The 24,094-nt window shown below is 34.5% G+C and carries 24 protein-coding genes; 18 read left to right on the top strand and 6 right to left on the bottom strand.

Translation table 11 applies throughout. The annotated features are described in order from the left end of the window. Nucleotide 1 precedes the first annotated feature (1 nt). From ACEN2N_RS14865 to ACEN2N_RS14855, 3 genes are all read right to left on the bottom strand, one after another. Nucleotides 2-169, bottom strand: coding sequence for a lmo0937 family membrane protein (locus ACEN2N_RS14865; protein ID WP_133674558.1), 168 nt, complete (start codon nt 167-169; stop codon nt 2-4). Between the two features lie 138 nt (nt 170-307). Next, nucleotides 308-1,192: a dienelactone hydrolase family protein gene (locus tag ACEN2N_RS14860; protein WP_441825061.1), complete on the bottom strand. Its 885-nt coding sequence runs from the start codon at nt 1,190-1,192 to the stop codon at nt 308-310. Between the two features lie 126 nt (nt 1,193-1,318). Next, nucleotides 1,319-3,949 (bottom strand): valine--tRNA ligase, encoded by a 2,631-nt coding sequence (locus tag ACEN2N_RS14855; RefSeq protein ID WP_441825060.1) that lies wholly within the window; start codon nt 3,947-3,949, stop codon nt 1,319-1,321. Between the two features lie 194 nt (nt 3,950-4,143). Between ACEN2N_RS14855 and ACEN2N_RS14850 the strand changes: the two genes are divergently transcribed. Further along, complete coding sequence (locus tag ACEN2N_RS14850) at nt 4,144-4,536, top strand: DUF1573 domain-containing protein (RefSeq protein ID WP_441825059.1); 393 nt, start codon at nt 4,144-4,146, stop codon at nt 4,534-4,536. 53 nt (nt 4,537-4,589) lie between these two features. Here the strand turns inward: ACEN2N_RS14850 and ACEN2N_RS14845 are convergent, their stop codons facing one another. Next, on the bottom strand, nt 4,590-5,795 hold the full coding sequence (locus ACEN2N_RS14845; RefSeq protein ID WP_441825058.1) for an aspartyl protease family protein: 1,206 nt from the start codon (nt 5,793-5,795) through the stop codon (nt 4,590-4,592). Between the two features lie 280 nt (nt 5,796-6,075). On the opposite strand from ACEN2N_RS14845, the gene ACEN2N_RS14840 reads away from it, so the two are divergent. From ACEN2N_RS14840 to ACEN2N_RS14800, 9 genes are all read left to right on the top strand, one after another. Continuing rightward, entirely contained in the window at nt 6,076-7,266 is a 1,191-nt protein-coding gene (locus tag ACEN2N_RS14840; protein ID WP_441825057.1) for a pyridoxal phosphate-dependent aminotransferase, read from the top strand. After that, nucleotides 7,266-8,282, top strand: a complete 1,017-nt coding sequence (gene murB, locus ACEN2N_RS14835) for a UDP-N-acetylmuramate dehydrogenase (protein WP_441825056.1) — start codon at nt 7,266-7,268, stop codon at nt 8,280-8,282. The genes ACEN2N_RS14840 and murB overlap by 1 nt, the downstream gene beginning before the upstream one ends. 206 nt (nt 8,283-8,488) lie before the next feature. Further along, a complete protein-coding gene (locus ACEN2N_RS14830; RefSeq protein WP_424001917.1) occupies nt 8,489-9,052 on the top strand; it encodes an RNA polymerase sigma factor in 564 nt (187 codons plus the stop codon). Next, nucleotides 9,049-9,807, top strand: coding sequence for an anti-sigma factor domain-containing protein (locus ACEN2N_RS14825; RefSeq protein ID WP_441825055.1), 759 nt, complete (start codon nt 9,049-9,051; stop codon nt 9,805-9,807). The genes ACEN2N_RS14830 and ACEN2N_RS14825 overlap by 4 nt, the downstream gene beginning before the upstream one ends. 75 nt (nt 9,808-9,882) lie before the next feature. Continuing rightward, nucleotides 9,883-10,086 (top strand): membrane or secreted protein, encoded by a 204-nt coding sequence (locus ACEN2N_RS14820; RefSeq protein WP_133688772.1) that lies wholly within the window; start codon nt 9,883-9,885, stop codon nt 10,084-10,086. Between the two features lie 43 nt (nt 10,087-10,129). Beyond that, nucleotides 10,130-10,687: an RNA polymerase sigma factor gene (locus ACEN2N_RS14815; protein WP_441825054.1), complete on the top strand. Its 558-nt coding sequence runs from the start codon at nt 10,130-10,132 to the stop codon at nt 10,685-10,687. 109 nt (nt 10,688-10,796) lie between these two features. Then, a complete protein-coding gene (gene lipA, locus ACEN2N_RS14810; protein ID WP_441825053.1) occupies nt 10,797-11,672 on the top strand; it encodes a lipoyl synthase in 876 nt (291 codons plus the stop codon). Between the two features lie 107 nt (nt 11,673-11,779). Further along, entirely contained in the window at nt 11,780-12,790 is a 1,011-nt protein-coding gene (gene gap, locus ACEN2N_RS14805) for a type I glyceraldehyde-3-phosphate dehydrogenase (protein WP_441825052.1), read from the top strand. Beyond that, nucleotides 12,787-15,006, top strand: a complete 2,220-nt coding sequence (locus tag ACEN2N_RS14800; RefSeq protein WP_441825051.1) for a response regulator — start codon at nt 12,787-12,789, stop codon at nt 15,004-15,006. Before gap ends, ACEN2N_RS14800 begins: the two co-directional genes overlap by 4 nt. Here ACEN2N_RS14800 and lpxK read toward each other — a convergent pair. Next, nucleotides 14,987-15,988 (bottom strand): tetraacyldisaccharide 4'-kinase, encoded by a 1,002-nt coding sequence (gene lpxK, locus ACEN2N_RS14795; RefSeq protein WP_441825050.1) that lies wholly within the window; start codon nt 15,986-15,988, stop codon nt 14,987-14,989. The two genes, ACEN2N_RS14800 and lpxK, sit on opposite strands and share 20 nt — an antisense overlap. Nucleotides 15,989-16,038: 50 nt before the next feature. On the opposite strand from lpxK, the gene ACEN2N_RS14790 reads away from it, so the two are divergent. The 4 genes from ACEN2N_RS14790 to ACEN2N_RS14775 all read left to right on the top strand — a co-directional run bounded on the left by ACEN2N_RS14790 (nt 16,039) and on the right by ACEN2N_RS14775 (nt 18,397). Beyond that, complete coding sequence (locus tag ACEN2N_RS14790) at nt 16,039-17,133, top strand: Nif3-like dinuclear metal center hexameric protein (RefSeq protein WP_441825115.1); 1,095 nt, start codon at nt 16,039-16,041, stop codon at nt 17,131-17,133. A gap of 1 nt (nt 17,134) precedes the next feature. Then, complete coding sequence (locus tag ACEN2N_RS14785) at nt 17,135-17,914, top strand: zinc ribbon domain-containing protein (protein WP_424001929.1); 780 nt, start codon at nt 17,135-17,137, stop codon at nt 17,912-17,914. 70 nt (nt 17,915-17,984) lie between these two features. Beyond that, entirely contained in the window at nt 17,985-18,236 is a 252-nt protein-coding gene (locus tag ACEN2N_RS14780; RefSeq protein ID WP_441825049.1) for a hypothetical protein, read from the top strand. Further along, entirely contained in the window at nt 18,233-18,397 is a 165-nt protein-coding gene (locus ACEN2N_RS14775; protein WP_441825114.1) for a DUF4174 domain-containing protein, read from the top strand. Before ACEN2N_RS14780 ends, ACEN2N_RS14775 begins: the two co-directional genes overlap by 4 nt. On the opposite strand, the gene ACEN2N_RS14770 is transcribed toward ACEN2N_RS14775, so the two are convergent. After that, a complete protein-coding gene (locus ACEN2N_RS14770) occupies nt 18,398-19,741 on the bottom strand; it encodes an FAD-dependent oxidoreductase (protein WP_441825048.1) in 1,344 nt (447 codons plus the stop codon). Nucleotides 19,742-19,894: 153 nt separating this feature from the next. On the opposite strand from ACEN2N_RS14770, the gene ACEN2N_RS14765 reads away from it, so the two are divergent. From ACEN2N_RS14765 to ACEN2N_RS14750, 4 genes are read left to right on the top strand one after another with little or no spacing between them, the layout of a single operon-like run. Next, nucleotides 19,895-20,530, top strand: coding sequence for a flavin reductase family protein (locus ACEN2N_RS14765; protein WP_441825047.1), 636 nt, complete (start codon nt 19,895-19,897; stop codon nt 20,528-20,530). Beyond that, nucleotides 20,530-20,685, top strand: coding sequence for a DUF2256 domain-containing protein (locus ACEN2N_RS14760; RefSeq protein ID WP_441825046.1), 156 nt, complete (start codon nt 20,530-20,532; stop codon nt 20,683-20,685). Before ACEN2N_RS14765 ends, ACEN2N_RS14760 begins: the two co-directional genes overlap by 1 nt. Continuing rightward, nucleotides 20,678-21,973, top strand: coding sequence for a DASH family cryptochrome (locus ACEN2N_RS14755; protein ID WP_441825045.1), 1,296 nt, complete (start codon nt 20,678-20,680; stop codon nt 21,971-21,973). Before ACEN2N_RS14760 ends, ACEN2N_RS14755 begins: the two co-directional genes overlap by 8 nt. 27 nt (nt 21,974-22,000) lie before the next feature. After that, nucleotides 22,001-23,533, top strand: coding sequence for a cryptochrome/photolyase family protein (locus tag ACEN2N_RS14750; protein WP_441825044.1), 1,533 nt, complete (start codon nt 22,001-22,003; stop codon nt 23,531-23,533). The last annotated feature ends 561 nt before the right edge of the window (nt 23,534-24,094 follow it).

Raw genomic sequence — 24,094 nt, 5'->3', positions numbered from 1 at the left:
ATTACAATACTTTTTTACCTGAAATAATATTGTAAAGAATAACAACAACTGCTATTACCAATAAAATATGTACTAAACTACCGGTTGCAAGTCCTGGAACAATACCTAACATCCCTAATAACCATATAATTATACAAATAACTGCTACTAACCATAATAGACTTCTCATAATGTGTTTTTTTAGATTGTTTATATGACAAAACTAAAAGAACTACACTTGTATCCTTAACTCAAATAAAATGAATACTAACTCTAAATTTTAATTTTTTTTCAGACAAACAAGTAAAACTACTTACCAAACAATACTTTATATCAGCTTTTCTTTAAAAAATTCAATAGTACGTGACCATGCCAACTCTGCTGCAGGCTCATCGTATCTAGGTGTAGATGTATTATGAAAACCATGGTTTACCTCTGGGTAGAAATAGGCTACATTCTCTTTACCAAGTTCATTCAACGCCTTTTCATAAGCTGGCCATCCAGCGTTTACACGCTCATCTAAACCTGCATACTGCAACATTAAAGGTGCATTTATATTTTCTATGCCTTCTGTTGGCTGACCTCCGTAAAAAGGTACAGCTGCTGCCAAATCTGGTACTTTTACTGCCATCATGTTAGAAATCCATCCTCCGAAACAAAATCCTACTACTCCTATTTTACCGTTACAATTTTCATGGTTTTTTAAATATTCAAATGCCGCTATAAAATCTTCTAACATTTCATCTCTATCACGAGTTTTTTGCATCTCTCTACCTTCATCATCATTACCCGGATAACCACCTAACGGACTTAGGGCATCTGGTGCAATAGTTACAAAGCCTGCTAAAGCCGCTCTTCTAGCTGTATCTTCAATGTACGGATTCAAACCTCTATTTTCATGAACCACAACAATGCCTGGTAATTTACCTTCTGTAGATTTTGGCTTAGAAAGTAATGCCTTTATTTCGCCGCCACCTTTAGAAGAGTCATAAGTAATAAAACCCGAATCTAAATCTGGATTGTCTTTAGCCACTAAAAAAGTATTTTCATAATCGGGCATTAAAAAACTCATTAAAGAAGGCACTGTAAGGCCGCCAACTGCATAGACCGAAAGTTTCTGAACAAAGTCTCGGCGTTCTAATTTATTATGGGCGTAGTCGTCATACAGGTCAAATACCTCTTGTTTAATATCTTCTTTTTTAAGTGGTTTCATTTTCTTAGCTTTTTGTTCTTACTAAAACTACAAAAATCAATTGGTTGTATATCTGTTTTTAACAATAGAAAAGCCCTCATTTCTAATACTATAGAAATGAGGGCTTCACAATTATATTACTATATCTTATTCTAAACTAGCTAAACTTTTTTCTAAAGTTTCAATTTTAGCCTCAGCATCTGCCAGTTTTTGACGCTCTATAGTAATTACCTTTTCGGGTGCATTGCTTACAAATCGCTCATTAGAAAGTTTCTTTTGAACAGATATTAAGAAGCCTTTGGTATACTTTAACTCTTCTTTTATTTTAACAATTTCAGCTTCTACATCAATAGCACCGTCCATTGGCACAAAGTATTCGTTACTTTTTACACGAAAAGTTAGTGCGCCTTCTAGCTGCTCATTTAAATAACTGATCTCTGAGACATTGGTAAGTTTAGAAATAACAACATCCCAACGATTACTTGCTTCTTCAGAGTTTAGAACCGATAATTCCAACGACTCTTTCATCGGAATATTCTTGTTTTTTCTGATGGTTCTTACGCCTGCTATTACCTCAGCGGCAAAATCAAATTGCGCTATAAGCTCTTCATCAATTTTACCTACTGTTGGCCATTTTGATATTACCAATGCCTCAGTCTTGTCTCTTTTTGCAATATGCTGCCAAACTTCTTCTGTCAAAAATGGCATAAATGGGTGCAACAGTTTCAAGTTCTGTTCAAATAATTGAATCACCTTGTCATAAGTTGCTCTATCTATTGGCTGTTGATAGGCAGGTTTAATTATCTCTAATAACGAAGAGCTATAATCATCCCAAACCAATTTATAGATGGACATTAAAGCATCGGAAATACGGAATTTTTCGAAATGATCTTCTATCTCTAATAATGTCTTATTTAGCTTAGACTCGTACCACTCTAAACCAAGCTTTGAAGCTTCTGGTTGTGGAATATCGGCTATCTCCCATCCTTGAACTAGTCTAAATCCGTTCCAGATTTTATTGGCAAAGTTTTTTCCTTGCTGACAAAGATCCTCATCGAACATTAAATCGTTACCTGCAGCAGCAGACATGAGCATACCTACACGAACCCCATCGGCACCATAATCTTCGATTAACTTTAAAGCATCAGGCGAATTACCTAAGGACTTAGACATTTTTCTACGTTGCTTATCTCTAACCAATCCGGTGAAATAAACATTTTCAAAAGGCTTTTCTCCTCTAAACTCATACCCGGCAACTATCATTCTAGCTACCCAGAAAAATAAAATATCTGGCCCAGTTACTAAATCGTTCGTTGGGTAGTAATAGTTTATCTCTTCATTATCCGGCTCCATAATACCGCCAAATACACTCATTGGCCACAACCAAGATGAAAACCATGTATCTAAAACATCGGCATCTTGTCTCAAGTCATTTTCTTGTAAATCTGACTTCCCTGATTTTTCTTTTGCAAGCTTTAAAGCATCTGCTACGTTTGCCGCTACTACAAAATCTTCTTGACCGTCACCGAAATAGAAAGCTGGTATTTGCTGTCCCCACCATAGTTGTCTTGAAATATTCCAATCACGAACATTCTCCATCCAATGACGGTATGTGTTTTCAAATTTCTTTGGATGCAATTTAATGTCGCCAGTCTCCATCACCGCTTCTAAAGCCGGTTTTGCTAAATCTTCCATTTTCAGGAACCACTGATCGGACAATTTCGGTTCAATAACAGCCTTGGTTCTTTCTGAAGTACCTACTTTGTTAATATGAGTCTCTGTCTTAACCAGAACACCTAATTCTTCTAATTCTTTAGAGATTTCTTTTCTAACAACAAAACGATCTTTACCCTCATAATGCAATCCAAAACTATTTAAGCTCGCATCGTCATTGAAAATATCGATAGTTTCTAAATTATGCTTTTCGCCAAGAGCTTTATCATTGATATCGTGTGCAGGCGTCACTTTTAAACAACCTGTACCGAATTCAATATCTACATATTCATCTTCTATTATTGGTATTACTCTATTACAAATAGGAACAATTACCTTTTTACCTTTTAGATGCGTAAATCGTTCGTCATTCGGATTAATACATATAGCAGTATCACCCAAAATCGTTTCTGGTCTTGTGGTCGCAATGGTTACTTTTTCATTTGAACCCTCAATAGCATAAGATAGATAATATAACAAGCCTTGCTTTTCTTCATAAATCACCTCTTCATCTGACAGGGTTGTTTGAGCTTCTGGATCCCAATTCACCATTCTATACCCACGGTAGATCAAGCCTTTGTTAAATAGATCCACAAAAACCTTGATAACGCTATCATAGCGTTCTTGATCCATAGTGAACGCGGTACGGTCCCAATCGCAAGAACATCCCAATTTTTTCAGCTGCTCGAGAATGATTCCACCGTATTCATTTGTCCAATCCCAAGCATGCTTTAAAAATTCATCTCTCGTAAGATCGTTTTTATTGATGCCTTGCTCTTTTAATTTAGCTACAACTTTCGCTTCTGTAGCAATGGAGGCATGATCTGTACCCGGCACCCAGCATGCATTTTTGCCTAAAAGACGGGCTCGTCTGATCAATACATCTTGTATGGTATTGTTCAGCATGTGCCCCATATGTAATATGCCCGTCACGTTTGGTGGTGGTATTACAATACTATAAGGTTCTCTGTCATCTGGTACAGAATGAAAGTAACCGTTTTTCATCCAGTAATCATACCAATGCGATTCTGTGGACTGCGGATTATATTTTGAAGGAATTTCCATTTTTTGGAACAGTTTTTGAATAATAATAAAATGGGTTGTTAAAAATAAAGCCGAATTGACATTCTAACGGTCATTTCAGCTGAATTTTGCCCAAAGATAAATACGAAACAAAAATAAGTAACGTTAGAGTATAACAAAAGGATTTTGAGGTTGATCTGAAAAGATTTAATTTTGACTTCCACCCAAAATTAAAAATGATGAAAAAAATAGTACTTGTATTATTTATTGGCTTGCTAGGATTTAGCTTAACTGCTCAAGATACCGCTGCCAAAATAGAGTTTAAATCTGAGACTGTAGATTACGGCGAAATCGCTAAAGGATCTGACGGAGTAAGAGTTTTTGAATTTACGAACACTGGTACTGCACCACTTATTATTAGTAAAGTAAGTTCTAGTTGTGGTTGTACAATTCCGAAAAAACCAGAAGACCCAATTTTACCAGGTAAAACAGGTGAGATTCAGGTAAAATATGATACCAATAGAGTTGGTCCGATTCGTAAAGCGATTACGGTAATATCTAATGCTGACACTCCGACTAAGGTTTTAAAAATCAAAGGAGAAGTTCAAGCTACTACAGGTACCAAATAAAAATAAATAAAAAACGAAAAGCCCAACTGAGAAGTTGGGCTTTTTTTTATGCGCTATTGTTCATCAAACAAAGGTTTTAGAACAAAACTAAAGAGCAGATCATTATCATAACGCTCAACCAATACCTTTATCTTCTTATCTTTTTTAAAATTAAGCATATGCATTATCTCTTGTAGTTTATACCTGTGGATGCGTTTGCCATTAACTGCCAAAATTACATCTCCTTCTCGCAAGCCTGCCGAATGTGCCGGACTCCCCTGTCGTATACCCGATACAATAATTTCTGGCACTAAACTTACCTTAGTCGCACCTTGCAGTATTATCTGCACATCGCCATACGCTTTGGCATCACTATTAACCACGCCATTAGAATCGGTAATTCTTTCTGACACGTATCGCATACCTGCATGTTGCAAATCGATTCCGCTTATATTATACTGAAATAGCTTACCAAAATTAGAATTTTTGGTCATTATCAATTTCTCATTCTTATAATCAAATACAATATTAAAACGCTTAATAACCTCACCACCCAAGCTTCCGTTTCTACCACCGAAATCTGTAATCGTTGTAAAAGTATCCATATCAGGGAAAGCCGCCTTGGCATCACTCAAAATAAAATCTGCAATCTTTAAATGGCTGATTTTTGTTCTCTTACCATAAATATCTCCAGCGAGTCCTTTTCCTAAAAAATCTTGATAATGTTTTTCTGGCAATTGAATTCTTTCATCTTCAAAAAGCCAAACAGCATCACTACTACCAGTATCCAATAGCATTTTAACAGGTATTTCTTCTTTTTTATTTATCATTACAAAAGCATCTACATAAGCTTTTTTTCTAATAACCGACATATCTACTACTCTAGTGTTCTTTGACTCTTTATACTTGTAAAGCTCTGGGTCGTAAAACTTAATAGTTTGTTTTACGTAATTGATATCGACTACAAAATCTCTGAACAGATCATAACCTATGATACCATGTACAGGTACGCCTAGGCTCGGCGAGAAATTAATACCGGCATCCATAACTACATACATATTTTGAGAAGTATTTTTAATAGTACCAAGCTGCACAAAATTTCTAGTTGATTTTAAGGCATTAATAGGGTCACCATCACCCAAACCATTTATAGTTATCTCCGTTACATTGTTTAATTGAATAGAATCTTGATCGGCTAAATTGAACAATATGGGTGTACCAACGCCAGAATCAAGTACAAATGATAGCTCGGTACCGTTGACCTCTACAGGTATGACCATCAAATTATTAATTAGCTCGAATTTGACTTTTTGAAATTTCTTTCCGGCAGGTAATTGAAAGGTTTGAGCTATTCCTGAAAAAGAAAAACTCCAAATAAAAAGGATAAAAATTAAATAATATTTTCGTAACATAATCTATATGAATTAGTTATCCTTTCTTAAGGTACATAATTATTTGATATAAACTCGAATTTTAACACAGAGCAAAAAATCAAATAAAAACCTAATTACTTTGTATGAACCATTATCATTTATCACTTTTGTGTAAAATAAAATTCATATGCCATCTGTTTCAAATAAGGGGCTTACCATGCCCCAATCTCCGATACGAAAGCTAGTACCGTTTGCTGAAAATGCAAAAAAAAGAGGGGTTACCGTTATTCATTTAAATATTGGACAACCAGATATAAAAACCCCGCAACAGGCTTTAGATGCTGTAAAGAATAACAACCTTAGTGTTTTAGAATACAGCCGTACCGAAGGTTCTGAAGAATTTAGAACTAAAATCGCCAAGTATTATGAAAAATATGATATACATGTAAGTGCTACAGACCTTATTGTAACTACAGGTGGATCTGAAGCATTATCTTTTGCAATGAACACTATTGCTGATACTAACGATGAAATTATTATTCCTGAACCTTTTTATGCCAATTATAACGGATTTGCAACTGCCTGTGGTGTAACTGTTGTACCCGTAGTTTCAAAATTGGAAGATAATTTTGCGCTACCACCTATCGAAGATTTTGAAAAGCTAATTACCCCTAGAACTAAGGCTATATTAATATGTAACCCTGGTAACCCTACTGGTTATTTATATAGTAAAGAAGAAATTCAAAAACTAGCAACTCTAGTTAAAAAACATAATATCTTTTTAGTTGCCGACGAAGTATATAGAGAATTTACCTATGATGACAAAACCCATGCTTCAATACTAAAAGAAGAAGGATTAGAGGAACATGCCATTGTTATTGATTCAGTTTCTAAAAGATACAGCATGTGCGGTGCTCGTATAGGGTACCTAGTTTCTAAGAATAAAGAATTTATTGCAACGTCAATGAAATTTGCACAAGCAAGACTTTCGCCACCAACATATGCTCAAATTGCAAGCGAGGCGGCTTTAGACACTCCTGATAGTTATTTTGCAGAGGTAAAAACCGAATATGTAGCCCGAAGAAATATATTAATTGCAGAATTAGAACAAATTGAAGGTGTAAAGATTGCAAGACCTCAAGGTGCGTTTTATTGTATTGCCGAATTACCTATTAAAGATGCTGACCATTTTGCACAATGGCTGTTAGAAGACTTTAATTTAAATAACGAAACTGTTATGGTTGCACCTGCCGCAGGTTTTTATGCTACCGAAGGTTTAGGTAAAAATCAAATTAGAATTGCATACGTTCTTGATCAAGATAGCTTAAAAAGAGCAGTTCGCATACTAAAAGAAGCACTTAAGAGTTACAAAGGTTAATGATTGTACAAGAACATTTTTCTTTAAAGAATTACAATACATTCAGTATTGATGCTACCGCAAGATATTTTGCAGAAGTAACCTCTATTGAAGAATTAAAGTATATTCTTAGCAAAAAAAACTATCCTCGAAAAATAATAATTGGCGGCGGCAGTAATATGCTGCTTTCTGATCGAATCGATGCGTTGTTTATTCATGTTGATTTAAAAGGAAAGAGAATTTTATCTGAATCTGACGAAACGGTTCAAGTACAGGTAATGGCAGGTGAGAATTGGCACGAGCTAGTCATGTGGACTTTAGATAATGATTTCGGGGGATTGGAAAACATGTCATTAATACCTGGCAACACCGGTACCGCACCTATTCAAAACATTGGTGCATATGGGGTTGAACTAAAAGATTGTTTTGTAAGTTGTGATGCCGTTAGAATTGTTGACCAAGAATTAGTTACCTTAACAAAAGAAGAATGCAAGTTCGGATACCGAGATTCATTCTTTAAAAACGAAGGAAAAGACAAATTCGTAATTACCTCGGTGACCTTTTCTTTTACCAAAAAAAATCATCAGATTAATTCTGGTTACGGTGCCATTGAAGAACAATTAGAAAAAGAGTCGATTTCAAAACCGACCATTAAAGATATTTCTAATGCGGTAATTGCTATACGACAAAGCAAATTGCCCGATCCAAAAGTTTTAGGCAACAGTGGTAGTTTTTTCAAAAACCCGATAGTTTCAAAAGAAATTTTTGAAGCTTTTATTTCAAAAAATGCCGAAGCTCCTTTTTATAAGATAACCGATGAATTATATAAAATTCCCGCAGGTTGGTTGATTGAGCAATGTGGTTTTAAAGGAAAATGTTTTGGTGATGCCGGGGTTCATAAAAATCAAGCATTGGTACTTGTTAATTATGATAAGGCAACTGGTAAAGAAATTCTAGACCTTGCGGCGAAAATTATTGAAGTCGTAAAAACAAGATTTGGCATTGAAATAAGTCCAGAAGTGAACTTAATAAAATAACCCCTGTAATAAAAATTACAAGGGTTATTACCAAACCAAACCAACCAAAAACAAAGTGGGCAGTTACCAGCCGACCACTTATTCAATATATATTTTTAGAAAACGCATCTATAACAATCAATTTTATAATTTAGCGTTTAACCATATACGGTTCAATATTATCATTTGGATGTCCATTCTAAAAAAAAATGTACATCATATAAATTATGAGCACTCTATTAGAAAATCATATTGTTGAATTATTACAAGAGCGAAACGAAAAAGCGATTTCTCTTTTATACGATCATTATGCCGACACCCTACTAGGTGTCGCAAATAAGGTCGTACGCGATCCTGATCTTGCTCAAGATGTCGTTCAAGAATCTTTTGTTAAAATTTGGAAAAAGGCCGACACATACGATCCAAAAAAAGCGAAGCTTTTTACTTGGTTGTTTAGAATTACACGTAACACCGCTATTGATAAATTAAGAAGTGTCAACACAAAATCTGATAAAGAAATCCAAATAGATGTTTCTGACGTATATACATTAGGCGTAGAAAGTACAAGGCCGGAGTTAATGGATGTGAAGGAACATTTAGACAAAATTGAAGAAAAATATCAAATTGTTCTAGAAGCCCTTTTCTTTCAAGGAATGACTCAACAAGAAGCAAGTGAAGAGTTGGACATACCCTTAGGAACCATTAAATCTAGACTTAAAATTGGATTGCGCGAGTTAGGCAAAATCTATGGCCCTGCCTTAATTGCCATGATTTTAAATATTGTATTATGAAAGACAAAATAAAAATTTTCCTTGATTCTGATCTTTTGGAACAATACCTTTTAGGTACGACCACAGAATTAGAAAGCATGCAGGTTGAGCGCTACATCGCTATGTATCCAGAGGTTAGAGAAACATATGCCGAGCTGCAAAATAACCTTGAGATTTTTGCCAAACTTCATGCTATTGATGCACCGCAAGGTCTAAAGGATAAAATAAACTCTAGAATTAAAGCTGAACATAAGGGCAGAAAAAGATTTTACAGTTACGCAATCGCTGCTAGTATTACCGCCATTATGTTTATTGGTATCTCAACTTTCTTCTGGAGTCAAAACCAGAGTTTACAAGAAGAGAACAGTGTTGTTAGCAATAAGATAAAATTGCTTGAAGAAAACATGAAAGAGCAGTTAGAAGATGTACGTAACCAGTTTATTGTACTTAACAATCCTCAAACTAAAAAGTATAATGTTAAGGGTAACCAAAAGGCAAAAGATCTGAAAGCTGTTGCTTACATTAACCCTGTAAAAAAATTATCATATATAAACGTTAGCCAACTACCACACATACCTGAAAGTCAGTGTTTTCAAATGTGGGCAGAAGTTAATGGCAAAATGATAAACCTTGGTATTATCGAAGAGGCAGGTGACCAACAAAAATTATTGGCACTACCATATGCAGAAAATGCTGTAGGTTATATTACAATAGAGCAAAAAGGTGGCAATCATGCACCTAGTGTAGAAAATATAGTAGCGAATATAGCCTACTAACCCTAACACACATAAAGTATTCTTAAAGCCCCATTTTTGGGGCTTTATTTTTTATCTTTGTTTAAAATTTAGCATATGAAACTAGCATTATTAACCATTGGGTTGTTAGCATTGGCATTTGCGGGTATCGCAATTAAAATATGGTCTAAAAAAGATGGAGAGTTTGCAGGAACTTGTGCAAGTCAAAGTCCTTTTCTTAATCAAGACGGGCAAGCTTGTGGCATGTGCGGTAAAATGCCAAGTGAGCAAGATTGCAAAAAAGATATGATTACCGAGTAAGCAAAATTCGTTACCTTAACATTACGCATACCAAAATCAGTATTTGAATAACACAGACACTTTAGAAGAAACAATTCGTAAAGCGAAAGAAGGCAACCAAATTGCTTTTAGTCGACTTCTTGATATGTTTTGGAACGATGTTTACGGATTTCAGTTAAAACGTACCGAAAACGAGAACGACACTGAAGATATTACTATTCAGACATTCTCTAAAGCTTTTGACAAAATTCATACCTACAACGATACGTATGTTTTTAAAACTTGGTTAATCGCTATCTCTAAAAACATTCATATTGATTTAGTAAGAAAGCGAAAAAAAAGTTTATTAGATTCTAGAAGCAATTCTGAAGCAATAACAAGTGCTTTAGATGCCTCACCTTCTATGGAGGATCAGTTGATTCAAGAGCAGAATTTAGCAGATTTATTAAGAGATATTAAAAAGTTAAAGCCTCATTACCAATCGGTTATTAATCTCAGGTATTTTAATGAATTAAGCTACGCCGAAATTGCCAATCAATTGAACGAGCCTATGAATAGCGTGAAAGTAAAATTGCTGAGGGCAAAAAAACTACTTTCAGAAATTATTAAAGCAAGAAAGTAATCGACGCCATACCACACATAATTTTCATAATTTAAAACTCATTTGTGAGGTATATAATTCTTCTTCATCCTCATTTTATTAGTTCGTATATTTGTATCAAAATTAAAGCATGTCTACAGTCTTAAACGAAAATGTTGCTCCACCAAAAGGCAAACCGAAATGGCTTAGGGTAAAATTACCTACAGGCAAGAAATACACACAGCTTAGAGGCTTGGTAGATAAGTACGACCTACATACTATCTGTACTAGTGGTAGTTGCCCAAATATGGGTGAATGCTGGGGAGAAGGTACTGCTACCTTTATGATTTTGGGTAATGTATGTACTAGATCATGCGGATTTTGTGGTGTTAAAACCGGTAGACCAGAAAATGTAGATTGGGCAGAACCTGAAAAAGTAGCCAGGTCTATAAAAATTATGGGTATTAAGCACGCCGTAATTACATCTGTTGATAGAGATGACCTTAAAGACATGGGTTCTATCATATGGGCAGAAACTGTTAAGGCGATACGTAGAATGAACCCTACAACAACTTTGGAGACTTTAATTCCTGATTTTCAAGGTATAGAAAAGCATTTAGATAGAATTGTAGCTGTTTCTCCCGAAGTTGTTTCTCACAACATGGAAACCGTTAAAAGACTTACCAGAGAGGTACGTATACAAGCAAAATATGAACGTAGTCTAGAAGCTCTTAATTACTTGAAAAAACAAGGGATTAGAAGAACTAAATCTGGTATTATGTTAGGTCTTGGTGAACATGAAGATGAAGTTATTACAACTTTAGCCGATCTTAGAAATGCAGATGTTGATGTTGTTACCATTGGTCAATATTTACAACCTTCTAAAAAACACCTTCCTGTAAAAGAGTTTATAACTCCAGAGCAGTTTAAGAAATACGAAGATATAGGTCTTGAAATGGGATTTAGACATGTAGAAAGTGGTGCTTTGGTTCGTTCTTCATACAAGGCGCACAAGCACATCCTATAAAATTTCCCTGAAAAACATACCAATCGCTTAGATTAATTCTAAGATAATTTGCTAGTTCTATATGTTACGGAACTATAAGCACTAATAAATACATCCAACGGTAATCAATGCAGAAACTTAACATAGGCATCAATGGTTTTGGACGAATAGGTAGAACCCTATTTCGACTAATGCAAGAACATGACAATTTTAATGTTGTTGCCATTAATGATTTGGCAGATACCCGCACTCTTTCTCATTTATTGAAATACGATAGTATACACGGTACATCGCCACATACGATTTCGCACGACGATACGCATATCATTGTTAATGATACACCAATTGTATTGTTTAACGAATCGCATCCTTCTAAAATAAATTGGGCATCGGCCGCTGTAGATTTAGTGGTAGAATCCACGGGTAAATTTAAGGATAGAGAAACATTGGCTTTTCATATAAAGAATGGCGCTAAAAAAGTAATCTTGTCCGTGCCGCCAACCGAAGATGACATAAAGATGATTATTTATGGCATCAATGAAAATTCACTAACAAAAGATGATGACATCATTTCAAACGCATCTTGTACTACCAACAATGCTGCCCCGATGATAAAAATAGTGAATGATCTATGCGGTATTGAACAAGCATATATTACCACTATACATTCTTACACTACAGATCAAAGTCTACATGACCAACCTCATAGAGATTTAAGAAGGGCGCGTGCAGCATCGCAATCTATAGTACCAACCACTACTGGTGCAGCAAAAGCGTTAACTAAAATATTTCCAGAACTGGCAGATTCTATAGGTGGTTGTGGCATACGAGTACCCGTACCAAATGGCTCGCTGACCGATATAACCTTGAATGTAAAAAGGGCTACAAGTATTGAAGAAATAAACTCTACATTTGAGAAAGCATCACAGAACCATTTTAAAAATATTCTTCACTATACTAGTGACCCAATAGTTTCTATTGATATAAACAATAGTTGCTATTCTTGTACGTTTGATTCTTTGATGACTTCGGTCATAGGAAAAATGGTTAAAATTATTGGCTGGTACGATAATGAAACCGGCTATAGCAGTAGAATAATAGATTTAATTAATTTCATTACTATTAAAAATTATATTTGAAAATCTTTTTTTTAAATAAAGTATTTAAACTATTAATAGTCCCCATTGTAATTTTGGCGACTACCACTACCCTATTTTCACAAAATCAAATTCAAAAGACAGATATACAACCCTATTTTGATCAGGCAAGAAAATTCAAAAATCAAGATAAAATAGACCTTGCCCTTGAAACTTTAAACACTGCCGCTAATGAAGCCGAGAAAGGCGAAGATATAAAGGGACTCATAGATAGTTTACATGAGTTGGCTTTGCTTTATTTAAAAATCGATAAAGAAGGTGACACCGAATTTTACTGGGATCGTGCAAGTGTATTATTAAAAGATGTCGAATACCCTTATGGCGACGGTATGCACAAGTATATTGAAGCTATTCTATTGCACAGAAGCAATAGAAATTTTCAAGCATTATTCATGCTAAACGAGGCAAAACAGTTAAATAACGATCGTAATTTCTATAACAATCTACTGTTAACCGAGGCAAAAGTTTACCTCAGTTTAGAAAAATATGATAGCGCATCAAAAAACTTAAACTCGCTTATTGTCAATACGGATCTTTACGAAAAAGAATACCTTACTACCCAGGCATATTTAACGCTTGCAGAGTTAAACTTAAAATCAGACAATTTATCAGAAGCTGCAAAAAATGGTGAAAATGCGTTAAGCCTCGCTATTGACAACCGTTTTTTAGAAGATATCAAGAATGCAAATACACTTTTATCTTCGGTATATGAAAGACTAGGTTTATACCAAAAGTCACTTGTAAACACTCAAAATCTGGTACAATTAAAAGATTCGATATTTAATATTGATAAGAATATAATTGAAGCTAAAACTGCCGATAAGATTAGAGATGATTATAAAACGGAAGAAATAGCACGTCAAGAAAAGAAAATCGAAGAACTTACCGAGTCTCAAAATAGATCTGAACTTACCGCGATACTTACCTCTGCCTTTTTAATCATTATTTCACTGTTGGCTGTAACACTGTACAGAAACAACCAAATAAAATTAAAGACAAACGACCTTTTACAGACTAAAAATAAAGAATTACAAATTGCTCGTGATGGCGCAGTACAAGCCATGGAAGCGAAAACAAACTTTCTTTCAACTGTTAGTCACGAACTTAGAACGCCGTTATACGCTGTTACCGGTTTAACCCACCTTTTATTAGAGGAAGACCCAGAAGAGCATCAAAAGGAACATTTAAAGGCACTAAAATTCTCTGGTGATTATTTACTTAATTTTATTAATGACATTCTACATATCAATAAAATTGATGCCAATAAGTTAGAACCCCTAAATATGGAGTTCAATCTTAACAAGGTTATAAATGAGGTTATAAATTCTTTAGGGCAAAGTGCAAAGTCGAACAACACCCAATTAACTTTGGAGTACGATGCCGATATACCAACTAATTTAGTGAGCGATCCTCTAAAACTTTCTCAAATATTCATGAACTTAATTGGTAACTCTATTAAGTTTACTAGAGGAGGAGAAGTTAAGGTTATTGCTAAATTATTGAACAAGGTCGAAGATGATGTTACCATATATTTTGAAGTTAAAGATAATGGTATCGGTATCTCTAAAGAAAAGCAAAAAAGTATTTTCGAAGGATTTGAGCAAGGTTCTATTCAAATTAATAGGGAATATGGTGGTACCGGCTTAGGCTTAACTATCGTAAAAAGTTTATTAGGCCTATTCAAAAGTCAAATTGAACTAGAAAGTACATTAGACGAAGGAAGTTCATTTTTCTTTGAGATTAAAATGAAGAGTATTGACAGCACTTCTGAAGATATTTCATTCGAAATTACCCCTAAAGATTATGACTTTAAAGGGCTGCACCTTCTTATCGTTGAAGACAACAAGATAAACCAGGTCATTACTAAAAAGATGCTTTCTAAAAGGGATATGACAAGTGATATTGCAAATAATGGGCATGAGGCGATTACTGCCGCTCAAGAGAACGTTTACGATGCTATTTTAATGGATATTCATATGCCGGGTATTAGTGGTGAAGAAGCTACCATTGAAATAAGAAAATTCAATCAAGACACACCGATCATTGCTTTAACGGCTATTTCTCTAGATGATAGTTTAGAAAGCTTTTATGCTGCAGGTTGTGACGATGTTGTTACCAAACCGTTTAAGCCAGAAGTTTTTTATCAAAAGATAGGGGAGAATATTTTTGACAAAAGAACTAGGAAGTCTTTGTCATAAACTGGTGTAACGCTGCTTCTAAAACTTCTTTTCCATTTTCTAAAAACTCATGCTTTACCTCGATGTAATGTAATTGAGCTATTTTAGTCTGTAAACGCACATAATCTTTTTCTGTAGTAAGAATGCATTCTTTACTTTTTAAATCTTCTATTTCTTGATCGGTAAAAAAATGATGATCCTTAAACTTTAAATGTTCAAAGGTGAGTCCTGATGAAGTTAAGAAACGCTCTAACGGCTCAGGATTGGCAATACCTGTCACCAATGTCACCTTTTTACCTTTCAAAGCCTCTAAAGACATCTCAGTACCTTTTAAATCAGTATTATACATTAAATAACTAAACAATAACTTTTGATCAGGGGCGAGATTCATTTTTGCAGCTATTGTAGCTTGTTCTTGTTTGGAAATTTCTGGCGGACATTTAGTAACCACAATAATCTGAGCTCTTTTAGCTTCCCCTTTTGCATCCCTTAAATTACCTGTCGGCAAATACCAATCATCTATATACAAATTATCATAAGCAGTTAACAGAATTGAAAAATCTGGCTTCACCTTTCTATGTTGAAAAGCATCGTCTAGAAGAATAACATCTGGTGTTATATGACTTTCAAGTTGCTGTATTCCATTTCTTCTATCGGCATCTACAGCCACGGTAACATCAGAAAATTTAGTTTTCAACTGAAAAGGTTCATCGCCTAAATCTTCTACACTGGTATTTTCTGTAGAAAGTAAAAATCCTTCCGACTTTCTCTTATAGCCTCTACTTAAAATAGCCAATGTATAGGTGCTCGATAGTGAACGCACCAACAACTCTATCATAGGTGTCTTGCCAGTTCCGCCAACGCTTAAGTTACCTACACAAATGGTTTTTGTAGCAAACTGCCGTGATGAAAAAATACCAACATCATATAATCGATTTCTAAGAAAGACAATCAATCCGTAGATCAATGAAATAGGAAAAAGAAGTTTTCGTAACACCTGCATCAGAACGAAATTATAATAATTTATCTTTGAATATCTTATTTTTCAATAAAATGACCGTAAAAAACATTACCCAAATTTTAGAAGAGTTCGCTCCTTTAACCTATGCCGAAGATTTTGACAATGTAGGGTTGTTAGTCGGTAACGCTTCTACTGAGGTTAGCGGTGTTCTGGTTACACTAGACACTTTAGAAAATGTTATCGATGAAGCCATTGCCAAAAAATGTAATTTAATCGTAAGCTTTCACCCTATTATTTTCGGGGGATTAAAAAAGATCACGGGTAAAAATTATGTTGAACGTGTGGTCATTAAAGCGATTAAAAATGACATCGCCATATACTCAAACCATACCGCATTAGACAATGCTAAAAATGGGGTAAATGCTAAAATTTGCGAGGTACTAGGCTTAAAAAACACCAAAATTCTCATCCCACAAAAAGGAACTATTAAAAAACTAACTACCTACATTCCGACCGATAATCTAGAAGAGGTGAAAAATGCGCTTTTTATTGCTGGCGCAGGTGAGATAGGTAATTATTCGAACTGTAGCTTTTCTCATGAAGGTACAGGCACATATAAAGCGAATGAAAATGCCAACCCCGTAAAAGGCGAAATAGGCAAAACGCATGAAGAACGTGAGGCGATGTTTACCTGTATTTTTGGTAAAAATGAAGAGCGTGCCATTTTACAGGCATTACTAAAAACACACCCTTACGAAGAGGTTGCCTACGATATACAAACTATAGAAAACACGAACCAAGATATTGGCATGGGTATGATCGGCGTACTTGAAAATGAAATGAACGAAACGGACTTTCTGAACCATTTAAAGCTAAAAATGAACGGAAAGCTCGTTAGACATTCAAATTTACTTGGTAGAAAAATTAAAAAAGTTGCCGTTTTAGGTGGTAGCGGCTCTTTTGCCATCGATGCTGCGAAAGCAGCCGGAGCAGACGTATTTGTTACCGCTGACTTGAAATACCATCAATTTTACGAGGCTGAAAACCAAATAGTTTTGGCAGATATAGGACACTTTGAAACTGAGCAGTTTACAAAAAACCTTTTAGTTGATTATCTTACGAAAAAAATTCCTAATTTTGCAATCCATTTATCGGAAAGTATAACAAATCCCATCAATTATTTTTAATATGGCAAAAAAAGAAGATTCATCTGTAGAAGCAAAGTTAAGAGCATTATATGATTTGCAATTAATTGATTCTAGGGTTGATGAAATAAGGAATGTTCGTGGTGAACTACCTTTAGAAGTAGAAGATTTGGAAGATGAAGTCCTTGGCCTAAAAACGAGAATGGACAAACTTAAATCTGATTTAGAAAATATCAATTTTGAAATCGGAGCTAAGAAAAACCTTATTGACGAAGCAAAGGCTTTAATTAAAAAATACGGCGAGCAGCAAAAAAATGTTCGTAACAGTAGAGAATTCAATTCAATCAGTAAAGAATTGGAGTTCCAAGAATTGGAAATTCAATTGGCTGAAAAGAACATAAAAGAATTCAAAGCTCAAATTGATCAGAAAAAAGCTGTTATTTCTGAAACCAAAGAGCGTTTATCTGAACGCGATGCACACTTAAAGCATAAGAAAAGTGAATTGAATGCTATTCTTGCCGAAACTGAGAAAGAAGAAAAAGCATTGCTTGAAGAGTCTATTAAATATCAAGATAAAATCGAAGAGCGTTTGGTTAATGCATATGCACGTATTCGTAACAATGTTAAGAATGGTTTAGCTGTTGTGCCAATTGAAAGAGGTGCTTCTGGTGGTTCTTTCTTTACTATACCACCACAGGTTCAAGTTGAAATTGCTTCAAGAAAGAAGATAATTACAGATGAGCATAGTGGTCGTATTTTGGTTGATCCTATTCTAGCTGAAGAGGAAAGCGAAAAAATGCAAAAAATGTTTGCTAAATTATAGCAGCAAACAACTAACACATATTAAAAAAGCCATCTGTAAAAGATGGCTTTTTTTGTTTAAATTCATGATTATGAAATCTTTAAATATCATTTTCATTTTTATTATTATGCATAGTTTTAATATGGCAGCTCAAGATTTATCGGACTTTCAATGGAAAAGTAGAATTGTTATTCTATATGAAAACGACACTAATTTTAAGAATGTAAAAAATGCCTTGGAAATTATCGACAACAATGCTTCTATACTTACCGAAAGAGATATTCTAGTTTTCGTTTACAAAGACCATCTATATTATAACACCAATAGAACAACTACAGTATAAAAAAATCAGCTGTATTGCCAAAATCGTACGACGGTTATATTTTAATAGGAAAAGATGGTGGCACTAAATCTAAAGCATCATATCCTTTTAACTTAGAAAAACTATGTAATTTAATTGATAGTATGGCAATGCGTAAAAGTGAAATGAGGACTAATAAGTAATTAATCGATAAGCGTTAGCATTAACTTTTCAACTTCCTCACTATCCCATTTCTCAGTTATATTTGGAAATTTCATGACTTCTTTCATAATATTTTCTTGTGCATCGCCTTCTGCCAAGGCTTCTGCGTATGGTCTGTTTGAAAACGTTACCCTACTGTAAGCTGGTATCCATTTTTCTGGATGCTTTGCCGAAAAGTGCTTTTCTATTTTCTTTTGGAGCAAGAAATTGGTATCGGCAGTTTTACTGCTCATCTCCATAAAATTACGATAGCTTAATTCTGCTATTGCATCAGTATTCGGTTTACGCTTTTTTTGATAGGTTGAAAAAATACGCTCCCAATCATCTCCGAATTCCTTAATAATTTCATCCAACACAAAAATATCTTCGAAACCAGCGTTCATTCCTTGTCCGTAAAACGGCACTACGGCATGCGCTGAGTCACCTACAAGAGCAACTTTGTCCCAATAGGTCCAAGGATAGCATTTCATCGTTACCATTGCGCTCGTTGGATTCTTAAAGAAATCTTCTATAAGATTTTCTATATCACCCATTACATTTGGGAAATAGGTATTGAAGAAATGAACAGCATCTTTTTTAGTTTTTATGCTATCAAAAGAGACATCACCTTCAAAGGGCATAAATAATGTACAAGTAAAGCTTCCATCCAAATTGGGCATTGCAATAAACATGAATTTACCGCGTGGCCATATATGAAAAGAATGTTTATCTAATTTATGTGAACCATCTGTATTAGGTGGTATGGTCAGTTCTTTATAACCTACGTCGATAAAACGCTGAGAATAATCAAATCTACTACGTCGTTGCATTTTATGACGAACTCTTGAAAATGCCCCGTCGCAGCCAAATACCAAATCGAACGGGTACTCTGTCCACTCCCCTTTTTCGCTTTCACCGGTAAACACTTTGGCTTCTGGTAAATCTATATCCCAAACTTTTTCTTCGAAACGAAAATCTACTCCATTCTGTTCGGCAAGATCAATCATGAGCTTATTCAGTACCCCACGAGATATTGACCATATTGCCTCTCCTTCCTTACCATATTTCTGATAATATTCTGGCTTGCCAATTACATGCATTGCCCGCTTATCTAAGGGTATGGCGATTTTTTTTATCTCTTCTTCAATACCAACGGCTCTCAAAGCATTCCACCCTCTATTGCTCATTGCAAGATTTATGGATCGACCAGAAAATTCTATATTTCTAATATCTGGTCTTCTGTCGAATACCGTAATTTGATGTCCGTATCTTTTCAAGTATATAGCAAGCAAGGATCCTACCAAGCCTGAGCCAATAATGGCAATGTTCTTTTTTTCTTGGGTCATGTATAAGGCTTTAAGCCAACATTAATTGAATGTTAAAAATAGGAAATTATGCTTTCATTTCTAGTATAAAGAGAGAAACTAAGCAAATCATTTTCTTTTTTGAGCTCGTATCTGTTTAATTTTTAATTATTTTTGTTAAACAAAATATACAACTTGAAACATTTTAGTAAAGAAGACCTAGGTAAAATGCCTAGTAGATATAAAGCTCATTTAATCAATAGCTGTACAGGGTATAAATCTGCCAACCTTTTAGGTTCTAAATCTGGTAGCGGTATTACCAACTTGGCTATTTTCAATTCTGTAGTTCATATTGGTAGTACACCGCCCATGCTAGGGTTTATTCTTAGACCGTTAACCGTAAAAAGAAACACCTACGCTAACTTCAAAGAAAGTGGGTTCTTCACGGTCAACCAGGTTAACGAAGCTATTATTAATGATGCACACCATACTGCAGCTAGTTATGACGAAAATATTTCAGAGTTTTCAAAAACTAATTTAACCGAATCTTATTTAGATGATTTTCAGGCTCCGTACGTAAAAGAGAGTGCAATTAAATTAGGTTGCAGCTATGTGAACGAATATGAAATTAAAGAGAATGGTTGTCTATTAATAATTGGTGCCATTGAACATGTCTACATACCAGATGACATTTTACACGATGACGGTTGGTTGCAGTTAGATAAAGCAAATACTGTTGCCATCAATGGTTTAGATGCTTATGCCCTACCGCAGCTTTTAGCTAGATTCGCTTATGCAAAACCAGACGAACCCGGTAAACATATACTATAGTGGCACATAAAAAAGTAAATCTAGAAACAAAAATTTGCGCTACTTGTAATAAACCATTTTCATGGCGCAAGAAATGGGAACGCAATTGGGACGATGTAAAGTACTGCGGAGAAAAATGTAGACGTAATAAACTTAAAACGGAAATTCATGAATAATTTAATCTGGTTTAGAAACGACCTACGTGTTCGTGATAATTCTTCGCTTATTGAAGCTATGAAAGGCAATAAGGTTATTGGCTTTTACTGTTTTGAATCTTCATTCTTTGAAACTGATGAATTCGGATTCAAAAGAACAGAAAAATTCAGGGCTAAATTTCTACTGGAAACTGTACAGCAATTAAAACAAGAACTTGAAAAACTAAATATACCGCTTTTTGTTTACCATGGTAATTCTGTAGATTACCTTCCTAGGCTTATAGAAAATCATACAATCGATACTATCTTCTTGCAAAAAGAATGGACAAGAGATGAGCATGTGATATTGAAAGACGTAAAGAAAAAAATACCTTCTTATATCAAATTCAATGAGGTGTATGATCAATTTTTATATCACCCAGATGACATACCTTTTAATGACTTTAAATCTATACCCGATGTTTTTACAAACTTCAGAAAAAAGTGTGAAGCTATTTGCAAAGTAAGACCTATAGCCAAACTACCACCTAAATTGTCTCATAAAAACTTAGTGGGTACTGATACTGAAATTCCCACATTAAAAGAACTTGGCTTCACTAATTTCTCTACACATGTTAACTCTGCTTTTCCTTTTAAAGGCGGAGAACTAGAGGCGCTCAAAAGAGTTCAAAATTACTTTTGGGAAACTAAAAAACTAGGTTTTTATAAGAAAACCAGAAACGGATTAATTGGTATAGATTACAGTTCAAAATTATCTGCTTGGTTAGCAAACGGCAGTATCTCACCGAGAACAATTTACTGGGAAGTAAAAAAATTCGAAAGAGATATCATCAAAAATCAAGATACGTATTGGCTGATTTTTGAATTGATTTGGAGGGATTATTTTAAATACGTTTCGCTTAAGTATCAAAATATCATATTTAAAATTGGCGGTATACTTGAGAAAGACTACAATTGGAATACAACTAAAATTGCCAAAAAAGAATGGATTAATGGCACTACTAAAGAACCCTTTGTAAATGCCAACATGAAAGAACTACTAGAAACCGGATGGATGAGCAATAGAGGTCGCCAAAATGTGGCTAGTTTTTGGTCTAAAGAACTAGAACAAGATTGGCGAATTGGCGCTGCTTATTTTGAAAGTATGCTAATCGACTATGATGTTCACAGCAATTGGGGAAATTGGATGTACAACAGCGGCATTGGCAATGACCCTAGAGACCGTAAATTCAATATAAAGCGACAAGCAGAAATGTATGATGCCAATGGAAAATTTCAAAGGTTATGGTTACAAGAGACATTGTTCTAACCTTAACACCAAATAACAAACAAAAAAATGAATATAGTACGCTTAGTTTTAGGTGATCAATTAAATCAAAATCATTCGTGGTTTTCTTCGGTAAATGATGATATCACTTATGTGATGGCTGAAATGAGGCAAGAAACCGATTATGTAAAACATCATATTCAAAAAGTGACTGCCTTCTTTCTAGCAATGCGAAGTTTTAAAGAAGACCTTTCTTCAAAAGGGCATAATTTCTTGTATTATCAACTAAATGATAAAAATAATCCTCAAGATTTAGAGCAAATTATTTCAAATACAATAGCCGAAACTAATGCCGATAAATTCGAATATCAACTGCCAGACGAATATAGACTTGACCAACAGCTACAACAAATTTGTAGTTCTTTAGATATCGCTCATGATCATTACGATACCGAGCATTTTTACACGACTAGGTCTGAACTGAAAGATTTCTATACCGGCAAAAAGCAAATGGTCATGGAAAGCTTTTATAGAATGATGCGTAAAAAGCACGACATGATGGTGCAAAATGACCAACCCGAAGGCGGAAAATGGAATTACGATCAAAGCAACAGAAATAAATGGAAGGGTCAGCCACCTATACCCAAAGAAAAAGAATTTATTAAAAATGTAGATGAAATCATAGAGCTTATCAAGAATGCGAATGTGCAAACAATGGGTAACATAGATTCAAAATCCTTTGCATGGCCGGTAACTAGAGAAGAATGTTTGAGCACATTGGATTATTTCTGCAAACAACTTTTACCGCATTTTGGTGATTACCAAGATGCCATGCATGATGACGAAAAATTTCTTTTTCATTCTAGATTATCTTTTGCCATGAATGCAAAAATACTATCACCTAAAGAAGTTATAGCTGCTGTTTTGGACCATTTTTATGATACAACTACCGATATAAATATATCTCAGGTAGAAGGTTTTGTAAGGCAAATATTAGGCTGGAGAGAATATATGAGGGGAGTTTACTGGAAAGAAATGCCCGAATACAAGCAATTAAACACCTTAAAGAACACTAATACATTACCAAATTTCTTTTGGACAGGTAATACAAAAATGAACTGCCTAAAAAAAGCTATTGGACAAAGTTTAGATGCTTCGTATGCTCATCATATTCAACGTCTAATGGTCATTGGTAATTTTTCTTTGTTGACGCAAATAGACCCAGACGAGGTGGACAGATGGTATTTAGGCGTTTATATAGATGCTATTGAATGGGTTGAAATTACCAATACTAGAGGTATGAGCCAGTTTGCCGATGGTGGTATCGTAGCAACTAAACCTTATGTAAGTAGCGCTAATTACATCAACAAAATGAGTACGTATTGCGGTAATTGCCACTATAGTCATACCCATAAAATTGGTGAAAAAGCGTGCCCGTTTAATTCCCTTTATTGGAATTTTTTAGCTGAAAAGAAAGAACATTTTAAAGATAATCAGCGCATGAATATGATGATGGCACTTTTAAATAAAATGGACGGAAATAAGCTTGCAGAAATACAAGAAAGAGCTGCGAAAATAATTGAAAATCCCGATGCATTTTAAGAATTATTTAAACTAAAATTAACTTCATAAAACGTTCAAATTCATACTTTTAAGACGCAACTAATTTTAATATTCCGCGAGAGCGTCTATATAAATAAAACATCTTTTCATTCGATTGAAAAGGTGTTTTTGTTTGGTCTAATTGCAAACAGAAATTAGTATTGATAATTTGAAATTCTCTATCTCAGATTAGCTCTAATCAGTTGAACACATTGATTTTATCGACGAAATACATACGCCTACTTTAACTGATTTTCACCACTTTTTCAACAACAGTTTTAACACGTTACAACAATTACAGATGAAGTGTGAAAAATACTCTTTACTTAGAATAAAGCTAGTCTTTTATATATATAAAATTATAATAATTTGATTATCAGCTAATTACGATTAAATGTTTATTTGCTTAAAACTATATTTTAGCAATACTGAAAGAAACGGATTACAAAATAAATACCACAGAATAACTGCGCTACACAACAAGAATTAAATATTCAGAAGGTATCAGCGTTATTTTGCCAACGTATGTTCATCGACGAATAACACCGTGTGGACAATAAA

The organism is Maribacter spongiicola (assembly GCF_052119685.1).
In the GTDB taxonomy this organism is placed as follows: domain Bacteria; phylum Bacteroidota; class Bacteroidia; order Flavobacteriales; family Flavobacteriaceae; genus Maribacter; species Maribacter spongiicola_A.
This window is presented reverse-complemented; position numbering and strand designations above follow the sequence as displayed.

Coding starts and splice junctions, on each gene's coding strand:
- ACEN2N_RS14865 (WP_133674558.1), bottom strand. CDS start 169: ATGAGAAGTCTATTATGGTTAGTAGCAGTTATTTGTATAATTATATGG.
- ACEN2N_RS14860 (WP_441825061.1), bottom strand. CDS start 1,192: ATGAAACCACTTAAAAAAGAAGATATTAAACAAGAGGTATTTGACCTG.
- ACEN2N_RS14855 (WP_441825060.1), bottom strand. CDS start 3,949: ATGGAAATTCCTTCAAAATATAATCCGCAGTCCACAGAATCGCATTGG.
- ACEN2N_RS14850 (WP_441825059.1), top strand. CDS start 4,144: ATGATGAAAAAAATAGTACTTGTATTATTTATTGGCTTGCTAGGATTT.
- ACEN2N_RS14845 (WP_441825058.1), bottom strand. CDS start 5,795: ATGGTCATACCTGTAGAGGTCAACGGTACCGAGCTATCATTTGTACTT.
- ACEN2N_RS14840 (WP_441825057.1), top strand. CDS start 6,076: ATGCCATCTGTTTCAAATAAGGGGCTTACCATGCCCCAATCTCCGATA.
- murB (WP_441825056.1), top strand. CDS start 7,266: ATGATTGTACAAGAACATTTTTCTTTAAAGAATTACAATACATTCAGT.
- ACEN2N_RS14830 (WP_424001917.1), top strand. CDS start 8,489: ATGAGCACTCTATTAGAAAATCATATTGTTGAATTATTACAAGAGCGA.
- ACEN2N_RS14825 (WP_441825055.1), top strand. CDS start 9,049: ATGAAAGACAAAATAAAAATTTTCCTTGATTCTGATCTTTTGGAACAA.
- ACEN2N_RS14820 (WP_133688772.1), top strand. CDS start 9,883: ATGAAACTAGCATTATTAACCATTGGGTTGTTAGCATTGGCATTTGCG.
- lipA (WP_441825053.1), top strand. CDS start 10,797: ATGTCTACAGTCTTAAACGAAAATGTTGCTCCACCAAAAGGCAAACCG.
- gap (WP_441825052.1), top strand. CDS start 11,780: ATGCAGAAACTTAACATAGGCATCAATGGTTTTGGACGAATAGGTAGA.
- lpxK (WP_441825050.1), bottom strand. CDS start 15,988: ATGCAGGTGTTACGAAAACTTCTTTTTCCTATTTCATTGATCTACGGA.
- ACEN2N_RS14790 (WP_441825115.1), top strand. CDS start 16,039: ATGACCGTAAAAAACATTACCCAAATTTTAGAAGAGTTCGCTCCTTTA.
- ACEN2N_RS14785 (WP_424001929.1), top strand. CDS start 17,135: ATGGCAAAAAAAGAAGATTCATCTGTAGAAGCAAAGTTAAGAGCATTA.
- ACEN2N_RS14780 (WP_441825049.1), top strand. CDS start 17,985: ATGAAATCTTTAAATATCATTTTCATTTTTATTATTATGCATAGTTTT.
- ACEN2N_RS14770 (WP_441825048.1), bottom strand. CDS start 19,741: ATGACCCAAGAAAAAAAGAACATTGCCATTATTGGCTCAGGCTTGGTA.
- ACEN2N_RS14755 (WP_441825045.1), top strand. CDS start 20,678: ATGAATAATTTAATCTGGTTTAGAAACGACCTACGTGTTCGTGATAAT.
- ACEN2N_RS14750 (WP_441825044.1), top strand. CDS start 22,001: ATGAATATAGTACGCTTAGTTTTAGGTGATCAATTAAATCAAAATCAT.